Source organism: Streptomyces sp. NBC_01224, from assembly GCF_036002945.1.
In the GTDB taxonomy this organism is placed as follows: domain Bacteria; phylum Actinomycetota; class Actinomycetes; order Streptomycetales; family Streptomycetaceae; genus Streptomyces.
On record NZ_CP108529.1, the window covers coordinates 12,367 to 28,745 of the forward strand.

The 16,379-nt window shown below is 67.9% G+C and carries 15 protein-coding genes and 2 pseudogenes; 8 read left to right on the plus strand and 9 right to left on the minus strand.

Translation table 11 applies throughout. From position 1 onward, the window contains the following. Positions 1-94: 94 nt before the first annotated feature. From OG609_RS00060 to OG609_RS00070, 3 genes and pseudogenes are all read right to left on the minus strand, one after another. Positions 95-1,363, minus strand: a complete 1,269-nt coding sequence (locus tag OG609_RS00060) for an ATP-binding protein (protein ID WP_327270837.1) — start codon at positions 1,361-1,363, stop codon at positions 95-97. Positions 1,364-1,800: 437 nt separating this feature from the next. Beyond that, the gene (locus OG609_RS00065) at positions 1,801-2,832 is read right to left on the minus strand and encodes a hypothetical protein (RefSeq protein WP_327270838.1); all 1,032 of its coding nucleotides are present in this window, start codon (positions 2,830-2,832) and stop codon (positions 1,801-1,803) included. 728 nt (positions 2,833-3,560) lie between these two features. Then, positions 3,561-3,794: pseudogene (locus tag OG609_RS00070) on the minus strand (oxidoreductase); the annotation flags it as partial. Here OG609_RS00070 and OG609_RS00075 point away from each other — a divergent pair. Together OG609_RS00075 and OG609_RS00080 are read left to right on the plus strand one after the other, a co-directional pair. Continuing rightward, positions 3,760-4,155, plus strand: coding sequence for a contact-dependent growth inhibition system immunity protein (locus tag OG609_RS00075; RefSeq protein ID WP_327270839.1), 396 nt, complete (start codon positions 3,760-3,762; stop codon positions 4,153-4,155). The pseudogene OG609_RS00070 and the gene OG609_RS00075 overlap by 35 nt on opposite strands. 257 nt (positions 4,156-4,412) lie before the next feature. Then, complete coding sequence (locus OG609_RS00080) at positions 4,413-4,799, plus strand: hypothetical protein (protein WP_327270840.1); 387 nt, start codon at positions 4,413-4,415, stop codon at positions 4,797-4,799. Positions 4,800-4,864: 65 nt separating this feature from the next. Here the strand turns inward: OG609_RS00080 and OG609_RS00085 are convergent, their stop codons facing one another. Both OG609_RS00085 and OG609_RS00090 read right to left on the minus strand, forming a co-directional pair. Beyond that, positions 4,865-6,331, minus strand: a complete 1,467-nt coding sequence (locus OG609_RS00085) for a M1 family metallopeptidase (RefSeq protein WP_327270841.1) — start codon at positions 6,329-6,331, stop codon at positions 4,865-4,867. Between the two features lie 135 nt (positions 6,332-6,466). Further along, the gene (locus tag OG609_RS00090) at positions 6,467-6,994 is read right to left on the minus strand and encodes a recombinase family protein (RefSeq protein WP_327270842.1); all 528 of its coding nucleotides are present in this window, start codon (positions 6,992-6,994) and stop codon (positions 6,467-6,469) included. Between the two features lie 829 nt (positions 6,995-7,823). On the opposite strand from OG609_RS00090, the gene OG609_RS00095 reads away from it, so the two are divergent. Then, positions 7,824-9,788: a HelD family protein gene (locus OG609_RS00095; RefSeq protein ID WP_442817922.1), complete on the plus strand. Its 1,965-nt coding sequence runs from the start codon at positions 7,824-7,826 to the stop codon at positions 9,786-9,788. Positions 9,789-9,922: 134 nt separating this feature from the next. Here OG609_RS00095 and OG609_RS00100 read toward each other — a convergent pair whose 3' ends face one another. After that, positions 9,923-10,477: an SMI1/KNR4 family protein gene (locus OG609_RS00100; protein ID WP_327270844.1), complete on the minus strand. Its 555-nt coding sequence runs from the start codon at positions 10,475-10,477 to the stop codon at positions 9,923-9,925. 157 nt (positions 10,478-10,634) lie between these two features. Beyond that, on the minus strand, positions 10,635-11,468 hold the full coding sequence (locus tag OG609_RS00105) for an IS5 family transposase (protein WP_327270845.1): 834 nt from the start codon (positions 11,466-11,468) through the stop codon (positions 10,635-10,637). A gap of 29 nt (positions 11,469-11,497) precedes the next feature. On the opposite strand from OG609_RS00105, the gene OG609_RS00110 reads away from it, so the two are divergent. Together OG609_RS00110 and OG609_RS00115 are read left to right on the plus strand one after the other, a co-directional pair. Continuing rightward, positions 11,498-11,641: a hypothetical protein gene (locus OG609_RS00110; protein ID WP_327270846.1), complete on the plus strand. Its 144-nt coding sequence runs from the start codon at positions 11,498-11,500 to the stop codon at positions 11,639-11,641. A 233-nt stretch (positions 11,642-11,874) separates the two neighbouring features. Further along, positions 11,875-12,087 carry a hypothetical protein gene (locus OG609_RS00115; protein WP_327270847.1) on the plus strand — a complete coding sequence of 71 codons (213 nt, stop codon included), beginning with the start codon at positions 11,875-11,877 and terminating at the stop codon, positions 12,085-12,087. A gap of 563 nt (positions 12,088-12,650) precedes the next feature. Here OG609_RS00115 and OG609_RS00120 read toward each other — a convergent pair. After that, positions 12,651-12,860, minus strand: coding sequence for a hypothetical protein (locus OG609_RS00120; protein WP_327277893.1), 210 nt, complete (start codon positions 12,858-12,860; stop codon positions 12,651-12,653). A gap of 465 nt (positions 12,861-13,325) precedes the next feature. Between OG609_RS00120 and OG609_RS00125 the strand changes: the two genes are divergently transcribed. From OG609_RS00125 to OG609_RS00135, 3 genes and pseudogenes are all read left to right on the plus strand, one after another. Then, positions 13,326-13,649 (plus strand): LysR substrate-binding domain-containing protein, encoded by a 324-nt coding sequence (locus tag OG609_RS00125; protein ID WP_385652199.1) that lies wholly within the window; start codon positions 13,326-13,328, stop codon positions 13,647-13,649. A gap of 594 nt (positions 13,650-14,243) precedes the next feature. Further along, positions 14,244-14,543, plus strand: coding sequence for a hypothetical protein (locus OG609_RS00130; protein ID WP_327270848.1), 300 nt, complete (start codon positions 14,244-14,246; stop codon positions 14,541-14,543). 127 nt (positions 14,544-14,670) lie between these two features. Continuing rightward, positions 14,671-14,826, plus strand: a pseudogene (locus OG609_RS00135) (IS5/IS1182 family transposase); the annotation flags it as partial. A 556-nt stretch (positions 14,827-15,382) separates the two neighbouring features. Here the strand turns inward: OG609_RS00135 and OG609_RS00140 are convergent. After that, entirely contained in the window at positions 15,383-16,327 is a 945-nt protein-coding gene (locus tag OG609_RS00140; RefSeq protein WP_327270849.1) for an Lrp/AsnC family transcriptional regulator, read from the minus strand. Positions 16,328-16,379 lie beyond the last annotated feature (52 nt).

Here is a 16,379-nt window from a genome sequence, read left to right on the forward strand (position 1 = left end):
GCGCAGCGCGGTACGCGACGCTTCCGGAAGCCCGCCCCGCCCGGCGCCGACCGCACCACCGTCTTCCATCTCCCCCTCCTGTCCGCACATTCGCTCAGACCGGAGGGCTCAAACGCCGGAACAGACGCCGCAGCAGCGCCCGGTCCACCGTCGCATCCGGCACGGTAAGCAGCGCGTTCTGCAGATGCGTCGTCAAGGCAGCCCAGGTACGGAAGACACCGTGCGTGCAGGACTGGTCGATCCACGCCACCTCCCCACCCGCGACGCCAGCCCACAGCGGATGAAAGGCAGACACCGTCGCAGCCACCTCGCTCCCGGCGAGACGCCCTACCTCCTGCCACGCGCAGACCCGCGACGCCAACTGCGGCACACGCGCCACCGCGCGCTCGCTACCCGCCCCGCACAGCACCAGCGCCACCCGGGCCTGCGGGTGGTCCCACAACGACTGCAGATACTCCAGACACGGCGCTGGCAACCGTTGTGCCTCATCCACCACCAGCACCCGAGCCTCGTCCAGGGCGCCGACGATCCGCTCATCGGCCTCGGCCGAACGGTGCGGAAACCGGCCCGGCAACACCAGAGCCTCGAACACCGCCCGCCGCAGTTCCGACACCGACGGACGCACCGGCACCCGCACCCACGACACGCCCCAGCCCACCGGCGGATCCGACAGCGCCATCCGCAGCGCCACCGTCTTGCCCCGCCCCGCATCCCCGAACACACACGCCGCGCCCCCGGCCGCCATCGCCTGCCCCACCGCCTCGGCCACCGCACGCACCGACGCCGTACGCACCGCCTGAGCCCCCATCGGCACCACCACGCCCGGCACGTCCCCCGCCGGCGCGGCCTCCCGCCCTGCGGGCGTCAGCTCAGCCGGACCAGCCGCGGCACAAGCAGACGGCGTGCCGGTGCCCACACCCGCGACGGCAAGGTCTGCCAGAGCCTGCCGGGCCTCCCGCTCAGCCCGCGCCCGGCGTACCACGGCACGGTCCGGCAACACCCGCCCCGAGGCCAGCTCACGCTGAACCGCTCGGTACACCGAAGCCAGCGACACTCCCGCATCCCCGTCCCCGCACTCCTTCAAATGCCGGTAGAACACAGACACATTGCCGCCCGCCTGCGCCAGTACCTCCCACGCCTCCTCCGACAACTCGAACCGGGAACGCCTCCGACGCTCCACACGGCCCTCACTGCGCGCCGCCTCCACCCACCGCCACACCGTCCGCGGATGCACCCCCGCCAACTGCGCCCCCGCCCGCACATGCGCCGACGTCACACCACCAGCCGCATCCAGCTGAAGCAACCGCCCCACCAACACCGGCCGCGACACCGAGACCAAGCCCTCAAGCTCCCGCTCCCCCACCCGGTCCTCCCCCGGCCACACGCCCGACAGAAGACCACCGTGAACCCACCCGCCCCGCAAAAAGATCAGAAATACCGTTCCCGTGACAGCGACACGAGATGGGGTGTACCGCCCCACGACAGTGGCATCGGCAACAGACACCACCCCACGTCAGTGACCCCGCCCCGACCTCAACACCCCACCAGCACAAACACCCCCACCTGACACCCCGTCACTGACACCCACCCACTGACACCAAACCGGCACATCGCACATGGGCGCTGATGCCCGCCCACCTCCAGCCGCACAGGCTTCCCGGGCCCACCGCCGTGGCCGCCCTCCCCCTGGCCCGCGAAGACGCCGACCGCTACAGGCCGGTGGCCTCCAGCTCCTTCAGCCGAGCCGCGTAGAGCGCAGCGACACGGGCGACCTCAGCGGGCGGCGTCGGGGCAGGGGCGTTACGCGTCAGCGGTTCTTCTACCGTGTCGGCGACGGATGCGGGCGCTGGCGATCAGAAGAGCGGTGCTCAATAGGAGGATCCCCGCGACCAGCATTTTGAGCGCGCCACCGCCGGATGCTTCGGTGTCCACGGCGGCTGCCGGGGAGATGCCCGAGGTGCGCGGGAATTTGATCTTCGCGTGGAACTTCTTGACGAGCAGTCCGCTTCTCAGTTCCAGGGTGGCGCGCCAAGGGCCGTCGGCTACTTGGTCGGTTACCGGAATCATCACGGGCTCGGACTGATGGGGTGCCAAGCTCGTGCCCAGCTGTACCTGGTAGGGGCCCGCGCTCAGGCTTCCCGACACCGAGGCGAGCTTCAGGGTGTCGGACAGGTCCAGAGCGCGGCCCCCGGTGTTGGTGATCCGGGCACGCACGATCGCGCGCCCGTCCGGGCCACGTTCAGCCGTCATCGTGCGCGCGGTGAAGTTCGGGGCCGGGGGGTTGTGGCCCCCGACTGAGACATACATCCGGATGCCAGTGCGGCTCACCAGGGCGACACCACCACCTCGACCACCCCTGACTTGCGCCCAGACCACTGCATAGCTCTCACCCGGCGCCGCGTCCCTGGGCACCGCGATCGTCACAGTGTCGCGGACGGTGTCGTGGGCGGGAACATCGAGCGTCCTGTGCCTCAGCCTCGTCCAGGACGAAAGCTCGTTCCGCTTCCTGCCGGCTGCCCCCACGAAGGAGCCGTGGGTGATCGTGGCGGCGGCCGGATACACCTCGACGTGCAAGGTGGAATCAGTGGTATTCAGCACCTCGATGCGGCGGTGCACGGTCGTGCCTGGCCTCAGATTGTCGATGATGTAGTGCCGTGCTCGTGGATCGTCGGCCAGGTCGACCGGGATGTCAACGAGGCGTACGCCAAAGCTTCCTGGGCCGGAGTCCGACGAACGTGGCGGCGCCGCTGCATTGGTCGCAGGTGAGGCAGCGCCGGTGGCCGCGATGAGTGCCGCGGCCGCCAGAGCCAAAACAGGAACGAAACTGCGCAAGGTGGAAACCCCCCCAGTGATTTCGGTGTGCTGGATCAGGCCACGGAGTGGGTGATCGTCGAGCTGTAGGTGCCAGCCAGGGCGTCCGCCGGGATCGTGACGGAGATGGTCGGGTTCCAGACGGCGCTGTTGATGCCGGACACGCCGGTGGCGGTCTGAACGGGGCCCGGCGGGTAGAGGGGACTCAGGTTGCTGGCGTTGACGGTGGCGGTGCCGGTAACTGTGGCGGATGGTGTGTTGTAGCTGCTGGAGCCGGGGGCTGAGACCGAGATGTTCTGGGGCCCTGTGAAGTCAACCCCGTTCGCGGTGACGACCCAGCCGGTCGTGCCACCCCGGTTGTCGGTCACGGTGACGTTTCCGAGCTGCGCGCTGACCGTCTGGGGGGTGCTGCTGGCGGCGACGGTGCCCAGGCTCACAGGCCCCGTCGGTACCGTGATGTCGATGGTGCCGGTGGTGACCGCGAGCGTCACCGGAGTGGTTCCGCTCTGATCGGCCGATGCCGGTAGGGGGTAGGCCAGAGCCGCCACCAGGCCGGTTACGAGTGAAGCAGCCGCGATACTTCTGCGCATCTTGATCCTCAGTTGGGGGGCACAGGTGCAGGAATTCACCTCCTCCTGGTATCGGCAGAAGACCGCGTTCCTGACCGCCTTCTCTGCTCTTTTCGCCGGATCAGCCCATTCGCTCTTTAGAATGATTTTTGCGACACTCCAGGGCTTTGCCCAGCGGGTCCGCGGCACGTTCAGGGCGCGCCTCCCGTGCGTGCCGCTCAGTCGGCTGCCATGCAGCGAGAGTGAGAGGCCCACCGTCACGCCGCGCAGACTCAGTTCACCGTGGGTCTCCAGCATCTCGGCCTGGAGGTCCTGCCCGACCGAGAGCCCGTCCACCATGATCGACCTGCCGAGCCGGTCGCGGAACACGACGGCCTGGTTGAGCAGCAGGTCCATTTCTACGTGGGCGGCCGTACCGGCCGGCCGCCAGCACCTGATCGGCGACCTGTCCCCCGAGGACTGCGACGCCCACCTCGCCGGCCGCCTCACCCTCGACGGCCAGCCCGTCATCGACGCCGACATCCGCGCCGCGATCACCGCCCGCTCCCACGGCCTGCCGTATCTCCTGCCACTGGCGTTGGAGGTCCTGCGGCTGGATCCGATGGCGGAGGGTCACATGTACGAGGGTGATCTGCTGGCCGCGGTGTTGACCAGGATTCCAGAGATCTGGAGCAAGTCGCCCGAGCTCGGGCGTGAGCTTCGCCTGATCGTCTCGGACCTGAGCGATCTGACACCGAACCTCAAGCACGAGGTGGAGCGGTTCCTGGCTCTGTAGCACGCCTGCGGCACCACCCCGCAGGTGCCCAGGTGGGGGCACCGTTTACGAGGGCTGTCGTACGAGGGGGCGCGGGCCCGGCCGCCTCGCGGGACAGCCGCGGGTGAGACGACGACCGTAGGGCCTCGGCCCTTCCCTCCGGATGGTCCTGCGGGTCAGCGCTGGAGCCGGTTGTCGAGCAGGGCCTGGCGCCGGTCGACGATGCGGACGTGCGGACCGCCGTCGGCAATGTGGTGCGTCAGGGTCGCGCGCACCACGTGCCGGATCTCTTCGAACTGCGGCTGCCCGTAGATGCTCAGAAGCTCGTCGACGACCTGCCCTCCGACGTCGTCCGGGGCGCTCCTGCAGGATTTCAGAGCAGACGCTACGTACCGCTCCAGCACGACCTCATCGTGCGCTGGACGGACGGCGAACTAACCCTCTACAAGGACGTCGACCAGAACGGTTTCCACGGCGAGATCCAGGTCAAGAAGCCCAACCGGCTCTGGACGCACGCCACCATCCTGGGCGCGGGTGACTACACGGACAACCGCCACCCGGACGACTTCCTGGTGCGGTGGTCCGACGGTGAGGTGTCCATGTACCCGGATGCCGACGAGACCGGCCTGAACCGCGAGATCACGCTGGTGTACCCGCCTGCGTAGGGCCTCCTGCCGACTGGAGAAGGGCTTTCCCCGGGGAGAGCCCTTCTCTCGTCGGATCGCCCTCCTCACATCTGGGAGGGCTTCTTCTTGTCGAAGAGCCAGGTGTCGAAGAGCGCGGCCAAGTCCTTCCCGGACTTGCTCTCACACAGGGCGATGAACTGCCGGGTGTCAGCATTGCCGTGCCGGTGCTGCCGGGTCCAGGTACGAAGGATGTCGAAGAAGGTCTCGTCGCCGACGGCCCTGCGCACCTTGTGCACGACCATGGCACCGCGTCCGTAGACGGGCGGGTCGGAGACGCGCCCTCCGCTGGGCGGATCCGCCGGCGGGAATGCCCAGATGCCCTCGCTCTCGGCGTCCGTGCCGTCGTAGAAGTCCTCGAAGATCTCCGTGGTGCTCCTGTTGCCCCGCTCCTCCTCCCAGAGCCACTCCGCGTAGGTGGCCAGACCCTCGCTGAGCCACATGTCCTTCCACTTGCGCGGGGTGACGGAGTTGCCGAACCACTGGTGTGCCAGTTCGTGCACGAGCAGCGCCTCTTCGGGCGCCTTGCCGAAGTAGGGCTTGGTCTGGGTCTCCAGGGCGTAGTCGAGCCCGGGCAGGTGGTCGACGATGGCACCGGTCGAGGAGAAGGGGTAGGGGCCGAAGCGTTTGCCGGCCCAGTCGACGATCTCGGGCACCAGGCCTGCGACATCGGCGGAGTCTTCGGCCTCGTCGGGGTCGATGGCGACGTAGACGGGCACGTCACCGTCCGTCCGGCCCTTGTGGATCTCGAAGTAACCGACGGAGACGTGGGCGAGGTAGCTGGCCATGGGCTCCTCGGTGCGCCAGTGCCGGGTCACCGTTTTCCCCTTGTCCTCCTCCGTGATCAGCTCACCGTTGCTGATCACGTCGTAGGGGTCGCCGTCCTCGTCCTTGGGCACGGTGACCGTGGTGTCGTACGTGGCCTTGTCCGACGGGTGATGGTTGCCCGGGAACCAAGTCATGGAGCCGGACGGCTGCCCCAGGGCCGTCGAGCCGTCGTCGGTCTCTATCCAGCCTTCCAGGCTTCCATCGTCGTCCTCGAGCGTGCGCGGTGTGCCGTCGTAGGTGACGACTGTCCTGAAGACTTCGCGGTTCCGTAGCGTCTTCGCCGGTGTCACGAGCAGCTCGTCCCCCGAGCGAGCGACTTGGGCCTTGGCTCCTTGCACCGTGGCGGTGCGTACCCGCAGCCCTGACAGGTCGAGGTTGAAGCGGCTCAGGTCCTGGGTGGCCCGCGCTGTGATGACCGCCGTGCCCTTCAGGTGGTTGGTCTCAGGCACGTAATCCAGCGTCAGCCCGTAGTGCACCACGTCGTAGCCGCCATTGCCGAGCGCGGGGAACAGCCGATCCCCCACTCCGGCCGTGCCGGGCTTTCCGACGACGGCACCGTTTCCCGGTGCGGAGCCGGTACAGGACGTCGTCACGGCCAGGAGGAGTGCGGTGGCCGGAGCCCAGCCGGACAGACGGCCCGGGACCGCCGACCGAGGCCGGCTGCCCTTCGCCATATGCGGTTTCATCTCGTGTCTCCCATCGATCGCAGGACGCGAGACGTCAGAAAGTCGGCATCGTCTCTTGGTTGCTTCAAGATGGGTAAAAGTTCCCATACGCGCCTTGCGACCGACATAGCGACATCCGTGATCCGTGATCCGTGATCAAGGTGAGCATGGGCCGCGCTGACCACCGGCATGGGTAGGCGCTGTCACGTTGACGGCCGGGCGGCGTCCGCCCTTGCTGCCCTTGGCCTCGGCGGCCCGCAGTCCGTCGTAGGTCAGCTCGCGCTGGAGTTCGCCGGCGGCGGCGAGGGTCTGCACCATGAACTTCACGGTGGACAGCAACTCGCCGGTGCGCGGGTGGCGGGCGGTGAGGTCCATCGCGGAGAACGCGCCGTCGTGGATGCGCAGGGCGAGGCGGTCGCGGTGGAAGACGTCGAGCACGTCGAGGATGTGCCCGGTGCCGCGTACGAGGCGGAACATCTCGGAGATGTGCACGGTGTCGCCCGGCCGCGCGTACGTGAGCAGCTCGCTGAACTTCGGCCGTTGGAGCGGGTGGAGGCGGCTGGAGGTGCCCGGGTCCTCCTCGAAGACGACCGGGTCCTCGATCTCGGCCTCGTCCAGGACGAGGTTCTGACGGACGGTCGACTGCTGGTCGGTCGAGACCCGCTTGTAGACCAGGTTCGCCACCGAGGGCCCCTTCCGTGCGGAGGATCGGACCCTATCTGTCACCAAACCCTGTCAGCAATCAGCATCGGATCTGATTGGATTCGAGCCGCCGCGAACCCCCGGATTGCACGGGTTCATTGGACGCGTCGGCCACCTGTCGTCAAACGTTCCTTTGGCGACATCAAAGACGCGGAGGCCGAAGATCGGCGGATCCAGGTTGGGCGGGGCCGGGTCGAATGGTCCGGGCACGGACGGGCCTGCCGCCGGGCGTCGCGGCGGCGAACGGGGTGAGAGTTCACCGATCCGTTCTCTGGGTCGGCCGCGACCGACGGCGGCGTGGTGCTGCGGTCCTGAGATGGGGCCGTCGGCACGGGTCGGGCAGTGGTGGACCGGTCGAGGGTTTAACCCATTCTGTGCTCGTCTCCTCGGTCGGGTCGCCAGACGAAGCGACCAGATGCCCCCTGGCAGCGAGCTCGATGGCGCCGGTCGCCTCGCCGGATCTTCCCCCTTTTCCCGAGCGCCGCAAAGCATCGCCGGCATCCAAGGGCGGGCTCGCCCATAAGGCAGGCGGGCATCGGGAGCGCAATTAGCGATATACGGAACGGCGGAATGCATGCCATACGGTCAGCCGTCATGGATTCAGTCGTAGGGCCATGGCTTCACCAATTAAGTCAAGACTTATCTTTAGGGAACTTTAACCGTACAGTGTGGCTCGAATCGAAGGAGCCCCCTGTTGTCGAAAATGAATGATCCCGCTGTGCGTGCGGTTGAATCGGAACGGGATTATGTGTCCTCCTTATATGAGTTGCTCACCGAGCGGCTTTCCGAGGCGCGAGTACACCGAGCGAGTGTGCTGAAGGCCCCGGCGGAAAGCGCCGGTGAGGCGTACGAGAGAGAAATCACCGCCGAGCGTCTGGCCAAGGAAATCGGCCGGCTGGAGGGCGCCGAAAAGGGGCTGGTCTTCGGGCGCATCGACTGGACGGATGGCACGGCCCTGCGCATCGGGCGGATCGGACTGCATACGGAGGAGGAGGACCTGCCTCTGCTCGTGGACTGGCGCGCGAACGCGGCGCGGCCCTTCTACGAGGCGACACCGGTCCACCCGATGGACCTGCGGCGGCGCCGGCACCTGCGCCTCGAGGAGCGCACGGTCATCTCGGTGAGCGACGAACTGCTGGACGGGACCGCCCCGACCGACGAGGACGTCGTGGGGGACGGCCCGTTGACCGAGGCTCTGTCGGCACGGCGTACGGGCAGGATGCACGCGGCCGTCGCGACGCTGCAGGCCGAGCAGGACGAGATCGTCCGCTCCCCCCACCGCGGGGTGACCGTGGTGCAGGGCGGGCCCGGCACCGGCAAGACGGTGGTCGCCCTGCACCGGGCGGCCTATGTCCTGTACGCGTTCCCGCGCGCCGCGGAGGAGGGTGTCCTGGTGGTGGGCCCGAACGCCCGGTTCCTCGACTACATCTCCCAGGTCCTTCCCTCGCTCGGAGAGAACGACGTCGTTCTGGCGACCTGCCGGGAACTGGCCGGAGTGTCCACGGACACGGTGGACCCGTTCGATACGGCGCGTCTCAAGGGCAGCTCCGACCTCGCCAACGCCTTGGCTGGCCTGCTGCGCGTCCACCAAGCCCCCGCCGGTGACTTCACCGTGCGGGTCGGACAGGAACTGGTTCACCTGTCCGGCGAGGAAGTCGCCACGGCACGCGACGCCGCCCTGGCAGCCGCACCGGGGCACAACCCCGCGCGCCAGGTGTTCAAAGAGCTCTTGGTCGACGCCGTCACCGACGCGATGCAACGAGACATGGGCGACCTCCTGGAGCAGATCGACGCCGATGCCGAAAGGATGACGGGCATCAACCTCGACCGGTTCACGGGAGCCGCCCAGCGCCGTGCCGAAGGTGCGGCCGACTCAGGTCCGGTCCACGAGCTGGACCTGGACGCCATCCGAGCCGATCTCCTCGACGACGCCGGCGTCGACCGAGCGGTCGAGGTGTTGTGGCCGCGGCTGGTACCCGGTGACCTCGTGAAGGCGCTCCTGACGAACGCCGGCGCTCTCGCCGAGCGCCTGCCCCGCCTGACCGCGCAGGAGCGGTCCCTTCTGCTGCGCGGTCCGGACGACCCATGGACCGATGCCGATGTGCCGTTGCTGGACGAGGCGGCGAGCCTGGTCGACGGCCCCCCCGAGCAAACGTACGGGCACGTCGTCGTCGACGAGGCGCAGGAACTGACCGCCATGCAGTGGCGGATGATCGTCCGCCACTGCCCGGCAAGGGCGATGACGCTGGTGGGTGACTTCGCCCAGGCAGGCCCGGTCGCGACAGCACGCGACTGGAAGGAAGCACTGAGCCCCCACGTCGGACCGCGGTTCAAACTGCACAACCTGACCGTCAGCTACCGCACCACGCAGGAGATCCTGGAGAGCGCCCGGGACCTGCTCACGCGGATCGCTCCGGACCAGAAGCCCACACGGTCACTGCGAAGCGGTGAGAGCCCTCGCACCGTGACCACACCTCCGGACGAGTTGGTCACCGCCGTCGTTCAGGAACTCCGCGCCCAGAGCACCGCGCACCCGGGCGAGCTTCTGGGAGTGATCTGCGCGGACACCAGGGTGAGCGAGCTGACGGCCCAGGGCATCGCTCACCACGCACGCATCGTGCCGGCGTCCGAAGCGCGCGGCCTGGAATTCGACGGGGTCGTCGTCATGAACCCCGAGGAAATCATCACGACCCGCCCCGGTGGGGAAAGGGACTTGTACGTAGCCCTGACCCGGGCCACCAAGCGCCTCTGCACAATCACCGTCCAGCCCGCCTGACGACTCGGCGCCCGCGTCGTCGCCGCGGGCGCACCCGGCGCGGTACATCGACGAAGCCAAGCCGCAGTCGCACAGGAGAAACAGCAGTGGCCCGTGGTGTCGGTCGGCACCGTGGGCCTACGTGCGTACGCCGATCATCGGTCCCAGATCAGCCTGCCGCCCTGAACACGTCCAGTTGCGCCCTGCGCCCCCGCAGAAATCTGCTCCATGAGGACGACCGTCTCGCTGAAGAGAACGGTCAGTGACTCGTGAACTCCGAAGGATGGCGCATCCCCATCGCCGAATGAACCGATCTGACCGCTACGCGCATCCAGGAACTTGCCGTAACAAGCATCATCGTCCGAGATGATCGGAATCCACTGCTCATGCCAGAAGGGAAACTCCGGATCGTCGGACGGGTCGTCGCGCTCGATCTCCATCTTGAAGTGGTACGTCCGCTCCATGGCCGCGAGTCCCAGCAAATCGCGGTTGCCGGGCACGACCCCCTCCGTGACACCCTCAGCGTCATTGTCAGCCCCGGATGCCTGGAGCCACGTCCGAAGCTCGACCGGGAAAACGACGCACATGCGCTCCTCAGCCGCAGTGATCGCTGCCGGCGGAGCGGGAGCAAGGATCGACGACGCAGTCGTCGGTGCATTCGTCTCCAGCCAGTCCACCAATCGCTGCCACGCCAACTGCACGTCCCCCATGGTCATTCCTTTCTCTGAACGTCTACCTCACGGCCTGACGGCGCACCCTACGGCCCGGCAGCGAAGCGCCCCAGAAGCGCAACGTCGTGCGCGAGGACGACTTCGGCTGAGTGTTCTGCGGCATGAAACCTGGATCCCATCGCGTGACAGCCGAGGGTCACAGCCACTCGTTGACGGCCACGATGAGGACGGTCGCCTCGTAGCGGACCGCGAGCTTGTCGTACCTCGTGGCCACAGCTCGGTGTCTCTTGAGGCGGTTGATACCGCACTCGACAGCGTGGCGCTCACGGTAGTCGACCGGGTCGAAACGTGGCGGCCGGCCGCCACGGGAGCCGCGTCTTCTTCGGTTGCGCGCCTGGTCGGCCTTGTCAGGGATGGTGCAGCGGATGCCGCGGCGGCGTAGGTAGGCGCGGTTCGCGCGGGAGGCGTACGCCTTGTCAGCACGCACGCGATCGGGGCGGACACGTGGCCGTCCCGGCCCTGCGCGAGGCACACGGACTCTCTTCAGCACAGGCTCGAACTGCGGAGAGTCTCCACGCTGCCCAGCTGTGACCACTATCGACATCAGTTTCTGGCCCTGCTCGACGGCCAAGTGCAGCTTGGTAGTGAATCCGCCGCGCGAACGTCCCAGTCCGTGATCACGAGGCTCAGTGAAGACACCGCCCGGCGGCTCCTTCTGCAGATCGCCCCGCTTCCGGGCCCCGGCCGCATGCTGATGGGCGCGACCCCCGTCGGCCTGGGACTGAAGCTGAGTAAAGATCCGGTGCCAATTGCCGTCCCGCTGCCACCGGCGGAACGGGTCGTAGACCCGACCCCACGGCCCGTACTCGGAGGGTACGTCCCGCCACGGAACACCCGTCCGAACCCGGAACCTTATGCCGTCGATCAACTGCCGCCGAGACCAAACAGGTGGCCGCCCCGCTCTCGTGCCCTTCGGCAACAACGGCTCCAGCACCGTCCACTGCTCGTCCGTGAGATCTCCACGCCCCATGAACCGGCTTGAGGTTGCAGATAGCGGCGATGTCCACGCCGTGGAGGGTGCCGGTTCAGTCGGTGCTGACGAGCTCCGCGTACTCAAGGACGTCGTCAAGCGACGAGCGGCTGCACGCCGACAACCTCGCCGGGGCCGCGGGCGACGTCCGGCGCGCCTTCACCTGGCTCTAGAGCGTGTCTGACGGGTCGCGTCATGCAGACTGTCCCCACCCCCAGAGCTGCCATCGCTCCGCCGTCCGTCCCGCCTTCCCAGTCGGCCGCGAAGGCCTTGGGCGGGCCGGGTCAGCGGCCCCGCTCCCGACAGCCATGCCACCTGAATGGCGCAACATGATGTGCCACCCACATGGGGCGAAGCTCAAGCTGGCTAGTGCCCCAACCGAGGCAATCCCTGAAAGGGGAACCAAATGCGCATTCGACGAATCCTTGCCGCCGTCATCGCCACGGCAGCCCTCGCCGGACTCGGCCTCACAGGCGCCGCCACCGCCACCGCCACCACACAGGGTGCCCCAACCTACGTCACCCCTTCTGAGTGCAAGCAGGGCGGCGGAGAGCCCCGGATCGACTTGCCGGGCAACCCCTGCAAGGGCGGCACGCACGACGGGGAGCCGGTCGACTAACAGGCCCTAAACCCCATAAGGCGCCCCGCAGCCACGCGCCGCGGGGCGCTCCCGCGTGAGCCGGCCGTGAGCCAGCCTCCGGCCCACAGTGCATCGGTGGCTTCCAACTCGATCCCGGCGAGCGGGCCACCCAGGAGTCGGACGATCACAGCGGTACCCCCATCCGGGGGGACTTTCCCGCCTCACCCCTTGGTGGGGCTCGGCACCGGAAGGACAGCACCGAGGCGCCAGCGACTTCCGTCCCGGCTCCGCCGCCAGGCTGACGGCGGCGAGACGCGGCGGCCCCGGCCGGCTGAGCGCGCCCCGATCCCCGGCCGTAGCCGCGCCGCCCATCCCGCCCGTCCCTTCCTCCTTCACTCCAGCCAAGGGACATGGGCAGAGCAGCCGCAACGGGGATGTCAGCGGGCCGACCACGGCAAAACAGCGTGGTGACCTGCGCGGGCACGGGAACGGCCCTGCGGACCGCGCAACAGTAGGCGCAACCCCTTGGCGCAACATCTAGCGCAACAGATAGGCGCAACCCTTGTCGCAGCCTCGTGCACCTGGTCGACCGAGGCGACCGGTCATGCGGCCTGGACGGCTCGCCGGGTGCGGGCCAGCTGCCGCAGCTCGGAGCGTCCCGTCGGCACCGACGGAACGGTCTCCCAATAGGGGTGCCACCACAGCCGTACGGAGAGGCGCAGCAGGCGGCGGCGCAGGGCGGTGGTGTCGCGAGGGCGGGGCGCGGCGAGCGCTGCATAGGTGGCGTTCCAGGCGTGCTGCGTCTGCACCAGTGTCCTGTCGCATTGAACGTTAAGCGATCTCACTGAAGTTTGAGTGGCGGCCGGCGCCCGTGCTGGCCAGGCTGGTAGATCGCGATGGGTGGGTGGCCTTTTCGGACATGGTCAAGGTGCCAATTGTTGACGAAGGTGCCGAGTGGGCCCCGGGACAGAGTGATTCCGTGATCGTTGATCACCGGTCCCATACCTCTGACGGAGCGAGTCGCTCTTCGAGCATGGGGATGATGAGGTGCTTGAAGGGAGCTATCACGGGGACGTTCGTTCGAGTGAGCTGATGTCGGAGGGCTCGGGGTGCTCGGAGAGCCTGTCGGACGGTGCGTCGGGAGACTTGGTGGCGTTCGGCGAGTGTGCGGACGGTCAGTCCTCTGCCGTCGGCGTCCTGCTGGATCTGGAAGAAGAGCCGGGCCTGCTCGTTCTCGGCATCCGTGAGTTCAGAGGATGGTCTGATCCGGATGAGGTATGCGACGGGGCTGGACAGTGTCCGTCGCAGGACGCACGTCCCCGGACCGCACGAGCATTCCGTTGGCCGAGCTCCGCGATCGCCCGCTGATCAGCCTGCCACGTGGCACAGGCATCCGCGGGGTACTCGACCGTGCGTACGCGCAGGCCGGGTTCCAGCCCCACATCGCCTTCGAAGCAGCCGCTCCGCTGTTCCTTGCACAACTCGCCGCCCGCGGCCTCGGCGTGGCAGTGGTTCGGCCCTGCCCGCCGGCGCGGCGTCAGCCTTCGGGCTACGGACTCGGGAGATCACCGAGCCGCGGCTACGCGGCCGGGTCGCGCTGACCTGGCGGACAGACGGTCCCTCCGGCCCCGCAGCCACCGTCTTCCTGGACCTGCTGCGTACCACCCTCACCGCGCCGGGGGCTGACTGACCGGTCAAGTCGAACAGCGGGCAACAACAGCTGCACGCCCGCCTCAAGTCCCTTGTCAACGGACATAGTCCGCCCTGGTCAGCCGATCACCGTCGACTGTCTTCCCCGGCAAAGGACACCATGAACACCCGCTGTCGGAAGTCGTGGACAAGAGGTCGCGCAGACAGGCGCGGGGGCTGGTGTCGGTCATCCATGGCAACGGCACAACAATGGTACGGTCCGCCGCCCGGCAGTTGATAACGTGATCGTCGTGACAGAGCTGGAAGAGCTGTCCTGACCCCCGGCGAGCGGGCCCAGGGGGCCCCAGTCGACAGCGTCATGTTCAGGATGGACTGGACCGGTGAGGATTACCCAGGCCAGCTGGCGGCGTTCGTGGCTGGTCGGGTACGGGCCTTCGGGGCAGAGCCGACAGACGTCGACACCAACGTCGTCCACCACGCGGCCGAGGCCGACCCGACTCTGCGCCGCGGTGATTTCCCGGTCCGCCAGCTCGATCATCTGTCCGGTGTGCTGGCAAATCTGCACGCTCGTGGTGCGGGACAACGGCACCGACACCTACGAGGTACGGGGCGGGCTGACCGGTGAGAGTGAGCTGACCGATTTGATGCACCAGGGCCTCCCGGTGCGGGCCTGGGACTCGGAACCCGAAGAGACCCTGGTCAGCCCGAACTGCCCGAACTGCTCGGAGATGCTGGTCTGGCAACTGTCGGCGACCCAGACCCTGGCCGACGAGCGCTGCCATTGTGGAGCCGCGTTGTTCGACGCTACTGGACGCCCACTGCCCAACGTCACTCTCCACGACTGAGCCGCTCAGTACCCCCTGGCCTCGGCTCATCCTCACCGATGTACTGCTCATCGAATGCGGCGCCCACTGATCCGCACGACCCGCACCTGCCCGTCTTCACGTCACAGTGATCTACACCCAGCACTTCATGCTCGTCTGGGGCCAATTCACGGCCCTGCTGCCCGAACGGCCGGAGTACCGCCCGGACCATCCGCTGGGCTGCCGCCGCCGACGCATCAGCGACCGGACCGTCTTCGACAAGATGCTGCAACTGCTGCGCTTCGGCTGCTCCTACCAGGCCCTCTTCAGCTGGGTCCAGCTGGTGCGTTCGACGGACAACTCCTCCGCCCGCAGGGGCCGCCTTGGACATGGATCCGTTCTACCTCTTCGAGTTCGAGGATGCGCCGTCACCGTGCGCGTTCTTCGGTATCAATTCCACTTGTTCGACGCGCTGTCCCGCGCCGGGCGGGATCCCCTCGACTGAACGGCCCACAGCTACCTCGCGTGGACACCGATGGACGACACCGAACGGCGAGTCCTGCCGCTGGTCGGGTTCTCCTGGGGGTTCGACGTCGACTCGGACAGTCGCAGCACGCTGCAACCCGTACAGGCGTTGCCACCTGGAGGTCTGGGATGCTCACCTGCCATGCCTCGGCGCCTCTCATCCAGGCTGGGTGTTCGACAAGTGGCAGCCAGAGCTGTGACCGGGACATTCTCTGGATCGGGCAGCGTGCCGCGGAGGAGCTGCTGTCCGGTAGTGGCACCGTTTTCAAGCGCGTGGACGCCTACGACCACCCGATGCCCATGTGCAAGGAGAACCTCTTGCCCGGCCTGCCGACCGGGCAAGAGAGAACCCACGCTCAAGTCACGGCGGGAGCAAGGCGTTTGACCTCCCGCAGGGTGGGGGCGGTCTCGATGTTCTGGATGCCGGGGAGCCGGCTGATGCGCTGGTCGATGTAGTTGTACAGGTCGCCCGGGTCGCGGAAGATGCCGCTGGCGACCAGGTTGGACGTGCCGGTGATGGCTGCGGCGAAAGCGATCTGCGAGTGGGTGGCGAGGGTTTCCCCCACGATGCGCAGGTGCGCGGGGGCGACGTTCAGCCAGAGCCGGGTGGCCATGTGGTAGCCGAGAAGCTGCGGATCGAAGTCGACAGAGAGATTCAAGGCGCCCTCGCCACGGAGGCGGTCGAGGTGGCGCTGGACGCTGGAGGGGGAGCGGTCGGCGGCTGCGGCGAGTTCGGGCAGCGTCGCACGGCCGTCCCGGGCCAGCTCGGTGAACAGAATGTGGTCGGTTGCGTCCAAGCTGAGCGGGGCGGCGGTGGATGAGACGGAATCCACCGCGGCTGCAGTGCCCTGCGGCTCGAACCGGGTGGCGTGCCAGGTGCTGGTCGCACCGACGAAGATGCGCATCATGCAGTGAGCGCTGACGGAGAGCACCCGCGGGGTGCGGGGGAGTCTTTCCAGCAGCAGTGCGTTGCGTTCCTCAGCTGTACGGGCGTTGAGCGCGCAGTAGAGCTCGGTGCCGCCGGAGGCGAGGGTGACCCAGCTGGTGTCGGGACGGCGGGCGAGGGCTTCGGCGATGGTTCCGGCGGCGTCCGGGGTGCAATGCAGGCGCAGCAGCCACCGGCTCAGGCCCAGACGGGAGGAGACGGGCTGGCCGATGATGCGCAGGCCGAGGGCGCGCAGCCGTTGGTAACGGCGGGCAACGGTGCGTTCGGAGACACTGCGGTCTCGTGCGATGCGGCTGAAAGGGGCGCGGCCGTCGAGCTGGAGGGCCCGGAGCAGGTGCTGGTCTAGGTCGTCCATGGTGTCCCGATCCACCGGTACACCTCATTTCTTCGCCGGATGATCCCGCTTT